Origin of the sequence: Oceanisphaera sp. (genome assembly GCF_048268965.1) — a bacterium.
In the GTDB taxonomy this organism is placed as follows: Bacteria; Pseudomonadota; Gammaproteobacteria; order Enterobacterales; family Aeromonadaceae; genus Oceanimonas.
Map to the genome: position 1 here is coordinate 151,487 of NZ_JBLWUK010000001.1, position 15,919 is coordinate 167,405.

At 55.5% G+C, this 15,919-nt stretch carries 17 protein-coding genes; 2 read left to right on the forward strand and 15 right to left on the reverse strand.

Going from position 1 to position 15,919, the window contains the following annotated elements; all coding sequences use genetic code 11:
* Positions 1 to 30: 30 nt before the first annotated feature.
* The 7 genes from bfr (ACN0VL_RS00665) to rpe form a co-directional block, all read right to left on the reverse strand.
* Positions 31 to 498, reverse strand: a complete 468-nt coding sequence (bfr, locus tag ACN0VL_RS00665; RefSeq protein ID WP_417614114.1) for a bacterioferritin — start codon at positions 496 to 498, stop codon at positions 31 to 33.
* A gap of 12 nt (positions 499 to 510) precedes the next feature.
* Complete coding sequence (gene bfr / locus ACN0VL_RS00670; RefSeq protein WP_417614116.1) at positions 511 to 975, reverse strand: bacterioferritin; 465 nt, start codon at positions 973 to 975, stop codon at positions 511 to 513.
* A 391-nt stretch (positions 976 to 1,366) separates the two neighbouring features.
* Positions 1,367 to 2,557 (reverse strand): hypothetical protein, encoded by a 1,191-nt coding sequence (locus tag ACN0VL_RS00675; protein WP_417614118.1) that lies wholly within the window; start codon positions 2,555 to 2,557, stop codon positions 1,367 to 1,369.
* 492 nt (positions 2,558 to 3,049) lie between these two features.
* Positions 3,050 to 3,262 (reverse strand): hypothetical protein, encoded by a 213-nt coding sequence (locus ACN0VL_RS00680; protein WP_417614120.1) that lies wholly within the window; start codon positions 3,260 to 3,262, stop codon positions 3,050 to 3,052.
* A 56-nt stretch (positions 3,263 to 3,318) separates the two neighbouring features.
* Positions 3,319 to 4,350, reverse strand: coding sequence for a tryptophan--tRNA ligase (gene trpS, locus ACN0VL_RS00685; protein WP_417614122.1), 1,032 nt, complete (start codon positions 4,348 to 4,350; stop codon positions 3,319 to 3,321).
* Positions 4,343 to 5,053, reverse strand: a complete 711-nt coding sequence (locus tag ACN0VL_RS00690) for a phosphoglycolate phosphatase (protein ID WP_417614124.1) — start codon at positions 5,051 to 5,053, stop codon at positions 4,343 to 4,345. The genes trpS and ACN0VL_RS00690 overlap by 8 nt, the downstream gene beginning before the upstream one ends.
* A complete protein-coding gene (gene rpe, locus ACN0VL_RS00695; protein ID WP_417614126.1) occupies positions 5,046 to 5,720 on the reverse strand; it encodes a ribulose-phosphate 3-epimerase in 675 nt (224 codons plus the stop codon). Before rpe ends, ACN0VL_RS00690 begins: the two co-directional genes overlap by 8 nt.
* Before the next feature lie 343 nt (positions 5,721 to 6,063).
* Here rpe and ACN0VL_RS00700 point away from each other — a divergent pair, with 343 nt between their 5' ends.
* Positions 6,064 to 6,240 (forward strand): DUF2970 domain-containing protein, encoded by a 177-nt coding sequence (locus ACN0VL_RS00700; RefSeq protein ID WP_417614128.1) that lies wholly within the window; start codon positions 6,064 to 6,066, stop codon positions 6,238 to 6,240.
* On the opposite strand, the gene ACN0VL_RS00705 is transcribed toward ACN0VL_RS00700, so the two are convergent.
* The 8 genes from ACN0VL_RS00705 to pilM form a co-directional block, all read right to left on the reverse strand.
* The gene (locus ACN0VL_RS00705; protein WP_417614130.1) at positions 6,203 to 7,075 is read right to left on the reverse strand and encodes a Dam family site-specific DNA-(adenine-N6)-methyltransferase; all 873 of its coding nucleotides are present in this window, start codon (positions 7,073 to 7,075) and stop codon (positions 6,203 to 6,205) included. The genes ACN0VL_RS00700 and ACN0VL_RS00705 overlap by 38 nt on opposite strands.
* 61 nt (positions 7,076 to 7,136) lie before the next feature.
* Positions 7,137 to 8,522, reverse strand: coding sequence for an SPOR domain-containing protein (locus ACN0VL_RS00710; RefSeq protein ID WP_417614132.1), 1,386 nt, complete (start codon positions 8,520 to 8,522; stop codon positions 7,137 to 7,139).
* Positions 8,519 to 9,598: a 3-dehydroquinate synthase gene (aroB, locus tag ACN0VL_RS00715; RefSeq protein ID WP_417614134.1), complete on the reverse strand. Its 1,080-nt coding sequence runs from the start codon at positions 9,596 to 9,598 to the stop codon at positions 8,519 to 8,521. The genes ACN0VL_RS00710 and aroB overlap by 4 nt, the downstream gene beginning before the upstream one ends.
* Positions 9,599 to 9,612: 14 nt before the next feature.
* Positions 9,613 to 10,131: a shikimate kinase AroK gene (gene aroK, locus ACN0VL_RS00720; protein ID WP_417614136.1), complete on the reverse strand. Its 519-nt coding sequence runs from the start codon at positions 10,129 to 10,131 to the stop codon at positions 9,613 to 9,615.
* A 429-nt stretch (positions 10,132 to 10,560) separates the two neighbouring features.
* A complete protein-coding gene (locus tag ACN0VL_RS00725; protein ID WP_417614138.1) occupies positions 10,561 to 11,139 on the reverse strand; it encodes a pilus assembly protein PilP in 579 nt (192 codons plus the stop codon).
* A complete protein-coding gene (locus ACN0VL_RS00730) occupies positions 11,136 to 11,738 on the reverse strand; it encodes a type 4a pilus biogenesis protein PilO (protein ID WP_417614140.1) in 603 nt (200 codons plus the stop codon). Before ACN0VL_RS00730 ends, ACN0VL_RS00725 begins: the two co-directional genes overlap by 4 nt.
* Entirely contained in the window at positions 11,735 to 12,325 is a 591-nt protein-coding gene (locus tag ACN0VL_RS00735; protein ID WP_417614142.1) for a PilN domain-containing protein, read from the reverse strand. The genes ACN0VL_RS00730 and ACN0VL_RS00735 overlap by 4 nt, the downstream gene beginning before the upstream one ends.
* Positions 12,313 to 13,317, reverse strand: coding sequence for a type IV pilus biogenesis protein PilM (gene pilM / locus ACN0VL_RS00740; protein WP_417614144.1), 1,005 nt, complete (start codon positions 13,315 to 13,317; stop codon positions 12,313 to 12,315). Before pilM ends, ACN0VL_RS00735 begins: the two co-directional genes overlap by 13 nt.
* Positions 13,318 to 13,477: 160 nt before the next feature.
* Here pilM and ACN0VL_RS00745 point away from each other — a divergent pair, with 160 nt between their 5' ends.
* Entirely contained in the window at positions 13,478 to 15,859 is a 2,382-nt protein-coding gene (locus tag ACN0VL_RS00745) for a penicillin-binding protein 1A (RefSeq protein ID WP_417614146.1), read from the forward strand.
* Positions 15,860 to 15,919: the final 60 nt, after the last annotated feature.

Below are 15,919 nucleotides of genomic sequence, written 5' to 3' on the forward strand. Positions count from 1 at the left end.
TTTATTCAAGATGACCCATAGTACAGCAGGTTACATCTGCGATTGCAGATAGTTGGGCAGACCAATCAGGTCGATCAACCCCAGCTGTTGCTCCAGCCAGTAGGTGTGGTCGTTTTCGGTATCTTCCAGCAAGACTTGCAACATCTTGCGGGTTTGATAGTCGCGTACCTGTTCGCACAAGGCCATCACGTTGCGCAGATCTTCAATGACCTTGTATTCCAGATCCAGATCGCTTTTCAGCATGGCTGGCACATCTTTGCCGATGTTCAGCGGTACCCGCGTCACCATGTCCGGGGTGCCACCCAAAAACAGGATACGTTCGATCAACTGCGAAGCATGGCCTTTTTCGTCTTCAAACTCGTGATCGATACGCTCGAACAGTTTTTTGAATCCCCAGTCGTCATACATGCGAGAGTGGATAAAGTATTGATCCATGGCGCTCAGTTCACCCGCCAGCAGCTCGTTCAATGCTGCTATTACCTTTGCATTACCTTTCATGTTGGGCTTCCCTTACATTTGCGACTGCTGATAGTTTTCCAGACCGACACTAGTAATCAGGTCTAATTGGCTATCAATCCAGTCGAGATGGGCTTCTTCGTATTCTTCAATGTCGCTTAACAACTCGCGAGACACGTATTCCTGCACCGACTCGCAATACGTAATGGCATCCTTCAACACCTGCAGCTGCTCTTCTACCTGCTGTTTATCGCATTGCAGCATTTCTTCGGTGTTTTCACCGATGCGCAGACGGTTCAGGTGCTGCAGGTTGGGCAGGCCTTCCAGAAACAGGATTCGCTCTATCAGCTTGTCGGCCTGTTTCATGTCTTTAATGGATTTCTTGTATTCACGTTCGTCTAACTGGTGCAGGCCCCAGTTTTTAAACATGCGGGCGTGCAGAAAATACTGATTGATGGAGGTGAGCTCTATGCTCAGCACCTGATTCAGGTACTCGATGACTTTTTTATCGCCTTTCATAACTTCCTCCTCTGAATAATGGCCATAAGCATAGTCGACAATCGCTTTTTTTACAAACCTAAACTCAATATAAGTTATTGATTTTACTTGGATAAGGTAGTGTTAATAAGAGCAAGTATCATTAGCAAGACTGTAGCCAGCATACGGCACGGATGTAGTAGCTGCTTTAGCTGCTAAATCCTGCGCAGCAGGATCTGATGCACAGGCTCCACCCCTTGCCACCGAATGGGTGCATTGGTTCAGATAATACGGCGAGGTATGAAATATCGGTGTTGAGATGTGGCTTCGCCACATTGCGCAGCTGAAGCAGCGCCTACAGCAGGCTTCTATAAAAAAAGCCGCAGCAGCGGCTTTTTATTCAACATTAAAAATTAAGCATTGCGCGCAGCGCTTATTTAATCCAGATCGGGTTGGAATAGGCTCGATTGCCTTGCTGATCTTCAACTACCCACTGCATCCAGGTGCGGTTGGGAGGCACGGGTACACCGGTTCTAAACCACTTGGCACCGTTGATTTTCCAGCCGGCCACCTGTTTGCCATCCAGCCACACCTCGGCTTTTGCCAGGCCAATGTCGGAGCGAAACTCAACCTGGGTTTCGTTATAGGGAGTGGCTTCACCCCCGAAGTTGGTGGTAATGGGATAGACCTCGGGGCCAAAGCTGACAAAGCTGTGGCCGCGAGCGGCGGCACGAGCGAAGTCGGCGGTAATGCGCCCCTTGGGGGTATAGGCGTAGATTTTTCCGCTGTTGTGCCTGGCATCTTTCAGCATGGGCCCGGCGTTCAGATACACCCGCTCTCCCCGGCTCCAGCGCTGGCGCATCACCGACAAGTAGTTTTCGAAGTTACCGCTGACGGGTTTAAGATCAAACAACCCCAGTTCGGCCTGAGGACTGGCGGTGGTGTACATCTGGGTATCGGAGTGCAGGCGCCCCAGTGACCCGGCGCTCAGCCAGGCAGTAAATTCGTTGTCTTTACCCGAATAGGAGCGGCGCAGATCGTCGGTTTCGTATAATTCGCTGAGGTTGTTCTGTAACTGGCCCGAGGTCCAATGGCTGTGCACCATGCGCGTCATGTCGTTATAGCTGACCACATCCTGATTGACAGGCTGGTTACGCTCCAGGCGATAGCCGGCAAACAGGGTGTCTGTTACCGGATCCAGCACCCGGGTAGTCAGCTTGATGCCGGGATAGTCCTTGTTGACCTGGTAACGGCTTAACAGGCGGTGCCCGTTCCAGCTGCGGGTGACTTCAATCACCAGTTCGTTGGCGGTTTGCGTAACGATTTCGGTTTTTTCCAGCGTCAGCTTCCCTTCACCAGGCACAAAATCAACCGACCTGATCAGGTCTTTACTGAATACGCCGTCTTCCATCATCGCCAGATCCACCAGCTCGCCTTGCGACAAGGCAAAGGCAAAGTACGGTGTGGTCACGGTAAGATCGTCAGCGCTCTGGGCATTGCCGCCCGCTATGTGAGTAGGGCCATGCGCCACTTCAATTTGGGTGGGAATTCGTGCAGTGTTGGATGAGCAAGCTGACAACACCATGGCGGCCAGCAGCGACAGGCCCGTTTTATAAAAGCGCATGTTAGAAACCCTGAGTAAAAAACGACGTTAAGACTAGAATTCTGACAGCTATTAACCAGAACTCAAGCTTAGCCGAAAACGGCAATGTTTAATTTTTAATGCTTAATACACACCCATATTGCACGGTTAACGCTGTGTCGGCATAAAGTGCCATTCTGTAGTAGCGGCGTTAGCTGCCAAGTGCTGCGCAGCAGGATCTGCCACACAAGTTTTCAAGCATGTCACCTTGCACTCGGCGCGACGAACCGAGTCGCACCTGTTCACTTTTCAACCAGATCCGGTCACCGTGCTTACAAATACCACCGCACTTGTAGAAGTCTGCTTTAGCTGGCTGATTTTGCGCAGCAAAACTGAAACGACGACATGGCTGGATATCGCTGCGCAATATTGCACTGCTTCAGCTGTGCCTACAGATAGCTACAGGAAGTCGATCGGCTGCTGACAGTCGATTAATTGAAAGGATAAATAAATATAGCGATTGGCCTAGAAACGTTAATTTCCGAGGAGGCGCCCCTGGGCAAGCTCGCGTTCGCGTTGACACTCGGCCAGATAAATAGCGGCGACAACGGCGGCGTCGGTGTGATAATCATCAATGACCTTGGATACCATCAGCTCCAGGGTTTTTTCATTTTTGGCCATGCGAAACTTGCGCAACCAGTACAACTTGTCGGTGAGTTCACCTTCAAGGGGTTGTTTGTCGTTCATCAAAGGGTATGAGTCCAAATAGATAATGTTAAAGGGGCCTGCCGGCCCCTTAGGTGTTAACGACTTCTGGGAACAAAGCCAATCACATCATATACATTTTTCAGGGTCTGCGCAGCTTTCTGGCGTGCCTTATCGGCACCCAGCGTCAGCACTTTGCCCAGCTCGGCCTCGTCGGCGCGCAACTCGTGGAAGCGAGCCTGAATCGGCTCCAGCATGGTCAGTACCGCATCGGCGGTTTCGGTTTTAAGGTGACCGTACATCTTGCCTTCAAAGTGCTGCTCCAGCTCTTTAATGCTGTGGCCACTGGCACCGGACATCAGAGTCAGCAGGTTAGAGACACCCGGCTTGTTTTCCACGTCGAATCGCACGACCGGTGGATCTTCGGAGTCGGTCATGGCGCGCTTGAGCTTTTTGCCAATTACTTTAGGGTCTTCCAGCAAGCCGATAAAGTTATTCACGTTATCGTCCGACTTCGACATTTTCTTGGTCGGCTCCTGCAGGCTCATGATGCGAGCGCCGTCGGCTGGAATAAAGGGTTCGGGCACGGTAAACACGTCGCCATACAACTGGTTAAAGCGATATGCCACATCACGGGACAATTCCAGGTGCTGCTTTTGATCGTTGCCCACGGGAACCTGGCTGGTTTGATACAGCAAGATATCCGCCGCCATCAGCGCCGGGTAGGTAAACAGACCGGCGTTGATGTTTTCGGCATAACGGCTGGACTTGTCTTTAAACTGGGTCATACGTGACAGTTCGCCAAACTGGGTATAACAGTTCAAGACCCAGGCCAGTTCGGCATGCTCTGGCACGTGAGATTGAATAAAAATAGTACTTTCGGCCGGATCCAGACCTATGGCCATATACAGGGCGGCAGCATCGAGGCAGGCAGCCCGCAGCGCCTTGGGATCCTGGCGCACGGTAATGGCGTGCATGTCGACAATGCAGTACAGGCAGTCATAATCCTGTTGCATTTTCACCCATTGACGCAGTGCGCCCATGTAGTTGCCGATAGTCAGCTGCCCGGATGGCTGGGCGCCGCTGAATACAATTGGTTTGGCCGTGGTGTTGGCCCCTTGTTCAACCATCGAGGTGTTCCTTTTGTTCAATTGGTAGCAGTAGCTCAAGCAGGCCACTGATGTTGCTCATTACCCAGTCTGGCTGGCTATCGGCAATGTCCTTGCCGTAGTTGTAGCCATAAGTCAGCCCCACCACCGCCATGCCTGCGGCCTTGGCGGACAAGACGTCGTTTTCGGAGTCGCCCACCATGATGCTGTTCGTCGGCGCTATGTCGAGCGTCGTACACACATGCAATAAAGGAGCTGGATGGGGTTTTTTCTGCTCCAGACTATCGCCACCCAGTACCAGTGAAAAATACTCATCCAGGCCGGTTGCCGCCAGAATACCCGGCACAAAGCGATACGGCTTGTTGGTCACCAGCGCCAGCGTCTTGCCGGCCTGGTAGAGCTGGCGAATCGTGTCGGTGGCACCGGGGTAAAGCACCGTTTCATGGGTGGCAACCCCTTCGTAGGCGGCGTCGAACAGCTGGCGTGCGGCTTGTTGCTCGGCAGCATTGGGCCCCCGACCCAGAGCATGAGTCAGGGCTCGCTGCACCAGCATATCGGCACCGTTACCCACCCAGTGTCGCACCAACTGCTCATCGGCAGGCGGATGCCCGGATTCAACCAGCATCTGATTAACGGCCTGCCCCAGCTGTGGCACGCTGTCGATGAGGGTGCCGTCCAGATCAAACTGAATGAGCTGAACCTGACTCAAGTCGATGTTACACATTGGCTTGGGCCAGTTCACTGCGCATTTGGTCGATGACTGCCTTGTAGTCGGGCTGATTGAAGATGGCCGAGCCGGCCACAAACATATCGGCACCGGCTTCGGCAATGGCGCGGATGTTATCGACCTTGACGCCACCATCAATTTCCAGGCGGATATCACGGCCACTGTCGTTGATGCGGCGGCGGGCCTCACGCAACTTGTCGAGCGTGCCGTCAATAAAGGACTGGCCACCAAAGCCGGGGTTGACCGACATCAGCAGGATGACATCCACCTTGTCCATGACGTAATCGAGGTGGCTGAGCGGCGTGGCGGGATTGAACACCAGGCCGGCCTGACAGCCCTGCTCCTTGATCAGACTCAGGGTGCGGTCAACATGATCGGAGGCTTCGGGGTGAAAGGTGATAATAGAGGCACCGGCGTCGGCAAACTGCGGTACCAGGCTGTCTACGGGCTTCACCATAAGATGCACATCTATGGGGGCCTGAATGCCGTAGTCGCGCAACGCCTTGCACACCATGGGCCCTATGGTCAGGTTGGGGACATAATGGTTATCCATTACGTCAAAGTGCACTACGTCGGCTCCCGCCTGTAGCACTCGGTCTACTTCTTCCCCCAAGCGGGCAAAGTCGGCAGACAGAATAGAGGGGGCAATCAGGTAGTCGGTCATCGGGGTTCCCTTAAACGCAAAAAACCGTTCGATTCTACCTCAGATCTGCGCCAAGCGCTAAATGTTGAGATGCCGCGCTGCGGCATTGCACGGCAGCCAGCATACAGCACGAATGTAGTCGCTGCTTTAGCTGCTAAATCCTGCGCAGCAGGATCTGGTAATACGACGAGACATGAAATATCGGTGCTGAGATGCCGCGTTGCGGCATTGCAGGATATCGCCCTGCGATATTGCGCAGCTGAAGCTGCGCCGACAGCAGTGTCTACAAAGGCGCTTTGTGCCCGGCGGGGTTTGCCGGTTGTGCTTTACTTCGTTGTATGGATTCAGCACATCAGGATTGACCATGAACTGGAAACACAGGCTACAGGCGGTGGCGGCAGCCTTGTTTGGGGTGCAGTCGCACAAGAACCGGCAGTTGCAGTTTAGCGGCAGCCCCTGGCCCTACCTGCTGATAGGCGTGGCGGCCATTGTGCTGTTTGTGCTTATTTTACTGCAGGTGGTTCGGCTGGTGCTGATGTAACCATGCAAGACTCGCTCAGACTCGCCTTGGTAAAGAGCGCCAACAGCTCATCGACTTTCTTGCGATTATGGGCATGGCGGCTGATGGTGCGCTTGACGGACACCACTTCCAGATCGGCTCCCCGATACAATTCGCGGGTCAGTGGAATATCATGATTGCTGACCAGTACCGGCACGCCGGCGGCGGCGGTTTCCCGGGCCAGGCGAGCGAGAATGGCCTGATCGTCCAGAGTAAAACCGTTGGCGGCATAGGTGGTAAAGCTGGCCGTGGTCGACAGGGGAGCATAAGGCGGATCACAGTAAAACACCTGATCGGGTTTGGCCTGCGCAAATATCTGATCGTACCCCTGGCAGACGAAGGTGGCTTTTTGGGCTTTTTCGGCAAAAAACCACAGCTCCCGCTCGGGAAAATAGGGCTTTTTATAGGCACCAAACGGCACGTTGAAGCCCCCGCTCTTGTTATAACGACACAGGCCGTTGTAACCATGACGGTTCAGGTACAGGAACAACAAGGCGCGCCGAAAGCGATCCCGCTCCTGATTAAAGGCCACCCTATGGTCGTAGTAGGCAGCTTTATCGTTATTGGCCGCGGTAAAAAAGGCAGCCGCCTCACGGATAAACCGATCCGGCTTGGTTTTGAGTATCTGATAAAGATGAATCAGATCGGCGTTAATGTCGGCGAGCAAATAGGACTCGAAGTTGGAATTCAAAAACACCGATCCCGCCCCCATAAAGGGCTCTACCAGCTCACGACCTTCGGGCAAACGCTGATTAATACTCTCTACCAGGCCGTACTTTCCACCTGCCCATTTTAAAAATGCCCGAGTTTTAGTCATTGTTGTCATTAAAGCCGAACCGATAAAGGGCGCGCATTGTAACCGTAAGCCGATGTCATGGCTATGGTTGGACTTCTTTTTGCACCTGGGAGAACGGCTTGGGCCAGGGCTTGGCCGCCTGCAACTCCGACGCCAAGCCGCTGATGGCATTGCGCGCCAGGCCGGCCGACAAGTAGTCGCCCTGCACCAATACGAACCAGGGTTGCCCGTTAATACTGCGAGGATAGATCCAGGCTGGGCTCAAGTTGTGCTTGGCCACCAGGGCCTCCAGAACACTCCTGTTACGACCGGCCATCAGCTGCAGCGTGTAACGCTGTGATGATTTCTGCATCAGGCTCTCTACCGACCCCAAATTCGCGGTGGCCTCCGTCACTGGCGTGGCGGGCTCGGGGGGCGTCGCCTCAACAGGCCGCTGTGGCTGTGCTGCGGGCTGCTGGGCCTGTGATTCACGCTGCATCAACTGGGTCACCACGTCATCTTCTATGATCACCCGCTCTTTATCACTGTCATCCGCAGTCTGGGTATCCGTGGCGGTGATGACCGGCGTTGCCGGCAAGCTTTCTGCTGGCCACTCCTGCACGACAGCAGACCCCGCTTCTGACGAGGCCACAGCTGACTGCCCCCCTGATATAGTGGCTCCGTCCGGGATCGGTGCCGGCAGTGCGGCCTGCTCCTGGCGGTTCGACTGGGTCAACTCGGCTCCCGTCTTGTCGGGCCCACCGACCAGACTGACGATAACAATGAGCAATAACACGACGATTAGCGTGGTCAGCAATATTTTGACCGACTTTTGCTCTAACAGCTGGCGATAACCTTGTGTATTCATCTGTGGCTCCATTGTGTCGATCACCTCACCAGGATACTGGATATCCCGACTGGCATCCAAAGAGGGCTGAAACTCGAGCGCTTGCCATAATTGCCGCTTGTCTGCCTCCGTTAATGGCGGTATTTCCACCTCCAGCAGGTTCGCCAGCATGGCATCATCCAGCTGCTGGCGAACCTGCCCTGCCCATTCCGCCGTTCCCAGGAGCAGCATAAATGGACGAATGGCGGCAGGCAAGGTGACGTACAGCTGCACCAGTTCCTGCAGCTGAATATCGGTTAACCAGGCGCTATTGTCCACCACCAGCAGGCGCTTATGCAGGCTGGCCGGCAACAATCGCGTCATGGTGTCGATGAGGGAGTCTTCTGCATCGAAGATGGCATCGGGAAACCAGTGCCCAAACAGGGCATCGCGAAAACGGGTATGACTGTCGAGCGCCTTCGCGTCCAGCATGACAGGCAGCATCAAGGTGGACTGCTCAACCAACAGCTTGCCCAGGTGGGACTTGCCTGCTCCTTGCGGACCAGTCAGAAGGATAAAATCGGTATCGAGACGGGAAAGGTGCAGCAACCGCGCCAGCAGCTGCTGCTGAGAAGTAAAAGGCAGATTAACCGTTTGGCTCACGGGGTGGATTCCGACACCACCTGAGCCAGCTGTTGTTCGGTCACATCACTGACGACCTGCGCGCGGCCAATGCCCATGGGCAACACCAGCCGCAGCTGGCCAGCCAACACTTTTTTATCGCGCATCATGTGCGGCAGGTATTGACTCAGCGTCATGGTATCAGGCCCCTGCACCGGCAGATGCGCCTTGATCAGCAGGCTTTCAACCCGGGAGACATCGGCGTCCGACATCTCGCCACGCAACCTGGCCATATAGCAGGCTTGCATGGTGCCGGCGGCCACGGCTTCGCCGTGCAGCCAGTTACCGTAACCCATTTCGGCCTCGATGGCATGACCAAAGGTATGGCCCAGGTTAAGCAAGGCGCGCACGCCGTGCTCACGCTCATCACAAGCCACCATCTCTGCTTTGATTTCGCAGCAACGGCGGATGGCGTAGCTCAAGGCGACACTGTCCAGCTGCTGCAGCCGTGACACATTTTGCTCTAACCAGGCAAAAAAGTCGGCGTCCCAGATGATGCCATATTTAATGACCTCGGCCAGGCCGGCCGCAAACTCACGCTCGGGCAGGGTGTGCAAACAAAGGGTGTCTATCAGCACCAGCTGCGGCTGATAGAAGGCCCCTATCATGTTTTTACCCAGGGGATGGTTAACCGCTGTCTTGCCGCCGACCGATGAGTCAACCTGAGCCAGCAAGGTGGTGGGTACCTGAATAAACGGCACCCCGCGCTGGTAGCAAGCCGCGGCAAAGCCGGTCAGATCGCCAATCACGCCGCCCCCCAAGGCGATGAGGGTGGTGTCTCGGCCATGATTGCCCGCCAGCAGGGTACCCATTATCTGGTTAAAGGTATCCAGATTCTTGAACTGCTCGCCATCGGACAGCACCAAAGACTCAACCTGCAGCGGCGCCAGGGCGGCCAGCAGCGTATTGAGATACAAAGGCGCGACCACCTCGTTGGTGACCACCAATACCTTGCTGCCCTTTACCGCATTACGCAGCAGGTCGCCCTGCGCCAGCAGTTGTTCGGCAATAATAATGGGGTAGCTGCGCTCACCCAGATCAACGGTTAACCTTTCCATGGGTCTCCTGTCCGTTACAGGCCGATCAACTCGGCTATTTGATTAGCCACCAGCTTGGCGCCTTGCTCGTCGGTACGTACGACATAGTCGGCTATTTCCTGGTACAGTTCGTTGCGCTCGGCTGCCAGCCGTTGCAGTACATCTTCGGGTGCTTCTTCGGTTTGCAGCAGCGGACGACGCTTGTCTTTTTGTACCCGGGCCAGTTGTTTCTCTACTGGCGTTTCCAAATAGACCACTATGCCACGGGCCGATAGCCGGTTGCGGCTTTCTTTGCTCTTGATGGAACCACCGCCAGTCGCCAACACTATGCCCTGCAGCTCGCTCAGGTCGTTGATTACTTTTTCTTCGCGTTGGCGGAAGCCTTCTTCGCCTTCGACATCAAATACCCAGCTGATATCGGCACCGGTGCGGCGCTCGATTTCATGATCGGAGTCATAAAACTCCATATGCAGTTGCTGCGCCAGGTATTTACCAATGGTGCTCTTGCCCGCACCCATAGGCCCTACAAGGAAGATATTGCGTTTCTCAGCCATGTTACACGAAATTCTCACAAACAAATGCGCCCCACGAACACCGCAGGGTCGACGATGAACCTAACCTTAACTTTCTGAAATTGGACGCCGGATTATCGCAACTGAGCCAGTCGCTGGCAAGGACAACACCCGTCAAGGGGTCAAAGAAGCCTTGAGCGAGACTTTATTCGCTACTTTGCTTCGCGTCCGCCTTCCCGTTTTCGGTCTGTTTGATGTCGACTTGGTCACTGTTATGACAGTGCCAAGGATATTGGAAATTCAACTACTACCGTGCACAATACGGTGGGTGACGAAGATAATCAACTCGCGCTTGCGATTGTTGTCACGCTGAATTTTAAATATTTGCTCCGTAACGGAAAACTCCGGTAATAAAAATACACCTCGGCCAGCCCGGCTTTTTATCGCTCCTCTTTATCGCACCTCCCGCGCCTAATACAGCTGCAATGTGGTGGTGTGGACTTGCTCGCACCCCTGAGCCTGAACCAGGCGCTGTCTCAGGGTGAGCTGTTGCGCGCTAATATCGATCACTTCCAGTTGATTTTCCGCTTCTTCGCCGGACTCGAACTCGAGTTGCTGCCCTATCGTCACGAGTTGCGTGTCGGCGCCCGCCACCAGGATCAAAGCCGAAGCCGCGCTGCCACCACGGTGACTGCCGATAAAGGTCGCCTGTAAAGACAGGGCTGGCAGCATCTGGTTTTCTGGCGACTCGGGCCCAGCCACGCCCTGGTGACAATCAGGTGACTGCTCGGGCTCAGCCCGGGGCGCCTGCTCCGGGTGCAAGAGCCCGTCGGCGAACGCCATAAAGGGACTTCGCTGCATGCTGGCCTGATAGGACACCGATTGATAAGGGGTCAAAGGCGGCAAAGGCTCGAGCATATTACCGGGCCTGGCGGTGACCTCGACAATAAAGTCCTCAATCGGCTCGCGCTCGCCACAGGCGGCAAGGGCCAGCCAGACACTCAATAACCACCCGTGACGGATACATAATATTACGCGACGCAAACTCATGGTGTTGTGGATGCCTCCCCTGCCCTGTAGGCATAGGTTTTGGCTAACAGCGTCATGTGCAGCCCTTCTGCCGATATTGGGGTGTCGGGACGGGTTAACTCTATGCCGTCAATGATCACGATACGTGGCAGTGCCGACACCTGGGCAATAAAATGCCCCAACTGATGGTACTGGCCCCGGGCCTTGATACGCAGCGGTAGCTCGGTAGCAAGGTCTAACTGCTGCTCCGCTTCCCACTGAAAGCCGCCCAGACTCAAGCCATTGCGCTCTGCCAACTCGCTAAGATCCTTGAGCACCCGGGCGGCATCTCGCTGGCTGGGCAGCTGCTGTAAACCCGTTTGCAGCTGCTCTTGCAATTGCTCTACCTGATGCTGGTAGGCAGGCAAGCTCGCCGCCATTTGGGATTTTTGTATGAAGATGCGTTTTAACTCGATCTCTTGCTGGCGGCTTTGCTGCCACTGGGTCCAGTGATCGGCAAGAAAGACATACCCTCCTGCCAGACACAACACCCCCGATAGCAAAACAAAGAGCATGATTCTGGCCGTTGCTGGCCATTGCTCTACCAGCTCAAGATCCAGCTCGTGCAGTGACCAGTTCATGGTGCTCCCCCCTGTGACTGCGCCCGACCCGGCGGTAACGGGAGTGACGTCTCTTGCAGAGCAAGCTGCAATGAAAACCGGTTTGACGGCGGCAGGCTGGTGTCAGGATCCGCCATGGCGTGCAGCCGGGGTTGCGTCAGCCAGCCACTGTGCTCTATCTGTTGCACCATGAGCGCCAGCTGCCCATAGGCGGTTGCCTGGCCTTTTATTTCCAGCTGCTGGCCGGCCAACTGAATACGTTCGACATACACACCGGAAGGAATCCAGCCTGGCAGCTGATTAAAGAGCTGTACCGCCAGCGGGCGCCGCTGCTGAAACTCCTCAATCAAGTCCATTCGGGCCTGCAATTGATTGCGCCGCTGGCGAACTATTTCAATGGTCCGCAAGTCTTGGACCAGCCGGGCGCTGGCCCGCTCCAGTTGCATATTACGCTGCTGCTGGGAGTGATGCTGCTGCCTGATAAAACCATAGACGCCGGTGATCACCACCACCGTCAGCACGCACACCAGGCCCACTTGCTGCATAAACTGCTTTTTCTGCCTGGCTTTCACGTGCTCGCGCCAGGGCAACAGATTTATGTTGGACATGATGAAAACCTCCGCAAGGCCAGCCCCAGCGCAGTTCCATAGACGGCTGCGTCCGGGTAATCTCCGGGGGCACCTCCGAATACGGCGCTAAAATCGGGCTGCACCACGGCCAGGCTTAATGCCTGGGTCAAAGCAGCTGTCAGCCCGGGCAACAGACTACCGCCACCACAGACACACAGTAACGCGGGGGCTGGATGGCCGGAGCTGCTGCAAAACAGCTGCAGATTACTCTGTATGTAGCCGACTATTTGCGGGACCCCATCTGCATGATCCGCCTTGGCCGAGGCCTCTTCACCGGCCAGGTGCTGCAAACGGGTGTGAATGACTTCGTGGCCGGCCATCACCATAAAGGTGAGACTCCGGGCGCCAATATCGACTACCGCCAGCAAGTGGGGAGTCGCTTGCTGTGACCGGGCAAGCGCAGGGTGAGGCTGTGTCGTTAAAAAAGTGGAAACCGCCCGTGCCAGGGCATGACTGCCGATATCAACCACTCGTGTTTGCCACCCCGCCTGCTGCAAGGCGTCGACTCGTGCATTGATGTTGTCGGTACGAGCCGCACTGAGCAACACCTTGTTTCGCTCTGGATACCGCGCACTGGGGCCGATAACTTCAAAATCCAGGCTGATTTCATCCAGAGGAAAGGGAATGTGTTGCGTCGCTTCCTGCTCAATGTGGAGCGCTAATACGTCAGAGGTCAGCGTATTGGGCACCGCTATGATTTTAGTGGTCACACTGCTGCCGGTGACGGCGGTGGCAACCCGGGTATAGCGACAACCAAGCAGGCGCCGCAACTGCTTGAGCGCACCAACCACTTGGGGTATGTCTTGCAGCTGGTGCTCAAGGATGCTGCCCCCCGGCGTAGGAACGCTGGCCATGGCGGCAAGACGATAATTCTGGGGGGTGCCGCTTAATGCCAGCGCCTTGATACTGTGGTTGCCAAAATCAATGCCGATCACCCCCTGGCCATGACTGCGCCTTTTGAAGCTCAACATATCATCCGTGCTTTATTGTGAAGAGTCTTACTCAGCATAGACTGCTTACGAGCAGCTGGCGCCGGGGCGGCTGTTTAAAAATAAAGCGCTCGAATAAGGGTATGGACACAGGATATACTTGCGTTTCATTCAGTAATAAATGATTTTGGGTTAATGCTTCATGCTTAAATGGCTAATTCGTCTATTTTTATTCGGCCTGTTCCTGGCCATAAGCGGCATGGCTGCCGTATTTGTGCTTTATCAGCAGGTAAAGCCCGAGCTACCCGATGTATCCGAACTTAAAGATATTCGCCTGGAAACCCCCATGCGGGTGCTGAGCCAGGATGGCGAGTTGATTTCGCAATATGGTGAGCAACGCCGCACTCCCCTTGCCATTGAGCAAATGCCCCCGCTGTTGATTGATGCCTTTCTGGCCACCGAAGATGCGCGCTTTTATGAACACCCGGGCATAGATCCCATTGGCATTAGCCGTGCGGCCATCGTCTGGTTTACTACGGGTGAAAAACGCCAGGGAGCCAGTACCATTACCCAGCAGGTGGCCAGAAACTTCTTTTTAACCCGCGAAAAAACCGTTACCCGCAAGATAAAAGAAATATTTATCGCCCTGCATATCGAGTCCTTGCTCAGCAAAGATGAAATATTGTCCCTGTATCTCAACAAGATCCCGTTGGGCCACCGTTCTCATGGGGTGGGTGCCGCGGCGCAAGTCTATTACGGCAAGGAAGTCAGCGATCTGACCCTGGCTGAAATGGCGATGATTGCCGGCTTGCCCCAGGGGCCTTCCGTACTCAACCCCATCAGTAACCCGAAACGCGCCGCCGAACGTCGGGCCCTGGTGCTGGGTCGCATGCTGGATACCGGCAAGATCAGTCAGGAACAATACAGTGAGGCCATGGCGGAGCCGGTGGCCGCCCGCTATCACGGCGCAGAAATTACCCTGAGCGCCCCTTACCTGGCGGAAATGGCACACCAGTTTGCACGGACCATGTTTGGTGACGAGGCCTACACCAAGGGATTGAATGTCTATACCACAGTGCAGTCTGCAGAGCAGCAAGCAGCCAATACCGCCCTGGTTGACGGTTTGCTGGCTTATGATTTGCGCCATGGCTATCGCGGTCCGGCAGCACAGCTGTGGCAAGGCAACGCCGCCTGGGATCAGGAGCAAATTGAACAGCACCTGGCACAACTGCCCAGCTATTGGCCATTGGAGCCCGCCGTGGTGAAGCAGGTGACCGAGCGCAGCGCTACGGTGTTCATCAAGGGCGTGGGTGAAGCCCGGCTGGATTGGGACGGCATAAAGTGGGCACGCCGTTATATTGCCGATAACCGCCAGGGCAGAGCCCTGCGCACAGCCAGCGAAGCACTGAAGTCCGGCGAGCAAATCTGGGTCCGCCCCCAGGGCGATCACTGGATGCTGGCACAGATCCCCGAGATCAACGGTGCCCTGGTGGCTCTGGATCCCGGCAATGGCGCCGTGACGGCCCTGGTGGGCGGCTTTAACTTCAGCCTGAACAAGTTTAACCGGGTGCAGCAGGCTCAGCGACAGATGGGTTCGAATATAAAGCCCTTTATCTACTCGGCAGCCCTGGATAACGGCTTTACGCTGGCCAGTATGGTCAATGACGCGCCCATCAATCACTGGGATGCGGGTAGCGGCAGTAGCTGGAAACCCCGCAATTCACCCAATGTGTACGATGGCCCGATTCGGGTGCGTGAAGCCCTGGCTCGCTCCAAGAACGTGGTGTCCATTCGTTTGCTGCGCGATGCCGGTATTCCCGCGGCAATGCAGCGACTCAATGATCTGGGATTTGATACCCATAATATTCCGGCAACCGACAGCCTGGCGCTGGGCTCCCCTTCTGCCACGCCGTTACAAATGGCAACCGGCTTTGCGGCCTTTGCCAATGGCGGCAACAAGGTCACCCCCTTTGTAGTGCAACGCATAGAAGACAGCCAGGGTGTGGTGCTGTACGAGGCCAAGCCCGAGATCACCCCCGTGCTCAGTGAAGAAACCTCCTTCTTAATCAGCGAAGCCTTGAATTCGGCTATTTTTGGGGGCACCAGCAATGGTCGCCGCTGGAATGGCACCGGCTGGCGGGCTGGCCGCGCGCTGAATCGTCGCGACATTGCGGGCAAGACCGGCACCACTAACGATTCTCGCGACGCCTGGTTTTCCGGCTTTAACCCGAATCGGGTGGCCACCGCCTGGGTAGGGTTTGATGACTTTGGCCGGCCCCTGGGGCGCACCGCCCATAACCCCAATCTGGGCAACAATCAGGTGGCCGGCGGCGAGTTTGGCGGCAGTACCGCTCTGCCCATCTGGTCTGATTACATGAAGGTGGCGTTGAAGGACTTTCCCGAACAAAAGCGCCCCGTGCCCGACAATATAACGACCGCTTCCATAGATACCGGCAGCGGCCTGCTTAGCCGAGGCGAAGGCATGACGGAGTTTTTTGTTAAAGGCACCGAGCCCAGACGCCACGCCTCGCCCAGTACCCGGCAGCAGTTTGGTGGCGTGAGTGTGACCGATGAGCTGTTTTAAAGTACGTGAAGCGTGAACGGTAAGGAGTGAGGCGTAACACAGCGAATTTGCAGAGGGTAG

Coding starts and splice junctions, on each gene's coding strand:
- ACN0VL_RS00690 (WP_417614124.1), bottom strand. CDS start 5,053: ATGTGTAACATCGACTTGAGTCAGGTTCAGCTCATTCAGTTTGATCTG.
- bfr (WP_417614114.1), bottom strand. CDS start 498: ATGAAAGGTAATGCAAAGGTAATAGCAGCATTGAACGAGCTGCTGGCG.
- ACN0VL_RS00705 (WP_417614130.1), bottom strand. CDS start 7,075: ATGACTAAAACTCGGGCATTTTTAAAATGGGCAGGTGGAAAGTACGGC.
- ACN0VL_RS00725 (WP_417614138.1), bottom strand. CDS start 11,139: ATGAGTTTGCGTCGCGTAATATTATGTATCCGTCACGGGTGGTTATTG.
- trpS (WP_417614122.1), bottom strand. CDS start 4,350: ATGGTTGAACAAGGGGCCAACACCACGGCCAAACCAATTGTATTCAGC.
- ACN0VL_RS00745 (WP_417614146.1), top strand. CDS start 13,478: ATGCTTAAATGGCTAATTCGTCTATTTTTATTCGGCCTGTTCCTGGCC.
- ACN0VL_RS00700 (WP_417614128.1), top strand. CDS start 6,064: ATGAACTGGAAACACAGGCTACAGGCGGTGGCGGCAGCCTTGTTTGGG.
- rpe (WP_417614126.1), bottom strand. CDS start 5,720: ATGACCGACTACCTGATTGCCCCCTCTATTCTGTCTGCCGACTTTGCC.
- pilM (WP_417614144.1), bottom strand. CDS start 13,317: ATGTTGAGCTTCAAAAGGCGCAGTCATGGCCAGGGGGTGATCGGCATT.
- ACN0VL_RS00730 (WP_417614140.1), bottom strand. CDS start 11,738: ATGAACTGGTCACTGCACGAGCTGGATCTTGAGCTGGTAGAGCAATGG.
- bfr (WP_417614116.1), bottom strand. CDS start 975: ATGAAAGGCGATAAAAAAGTCATCGAGTACCTGAATCAGGTGCTGAGC.
- aroB (WP_417614134.1), bottom strand. CDS start 9,598: ATGGAAAGGTTAACCGTTGATCTGGGTGAGCGCAGCTACCCCATTATT.
- ACN0VL_RS00680 (WP_417614120.1), bottom strand. CDS start 3,262: ATGAACGACAAACAACCCCTTGAAGGTGAACTCACCGACAAGTTGTAC.
- ACN0VL_RS00675 (WP_417614118.1), bottom strand. CDS start 2,557: ATGCGCTTTTATAAAACGGGCCTGTCGCTGCTGGCCGCCATGGTGTTG.
- aroK (WP_417614136.1), bottom strand. CDS start 10,131: ATGGCTGAGAAACGCAATATCTTCCTTGTAGGGCCTATGGGTGCGGGC.
- ACN0VL_RS00735 (WP_417614142.1), bottom strand. CDS start 12,325: ATGTCCAACATAAATCTGTTGCCCTGGCGCGAGCACGTGAAAGCCAGG.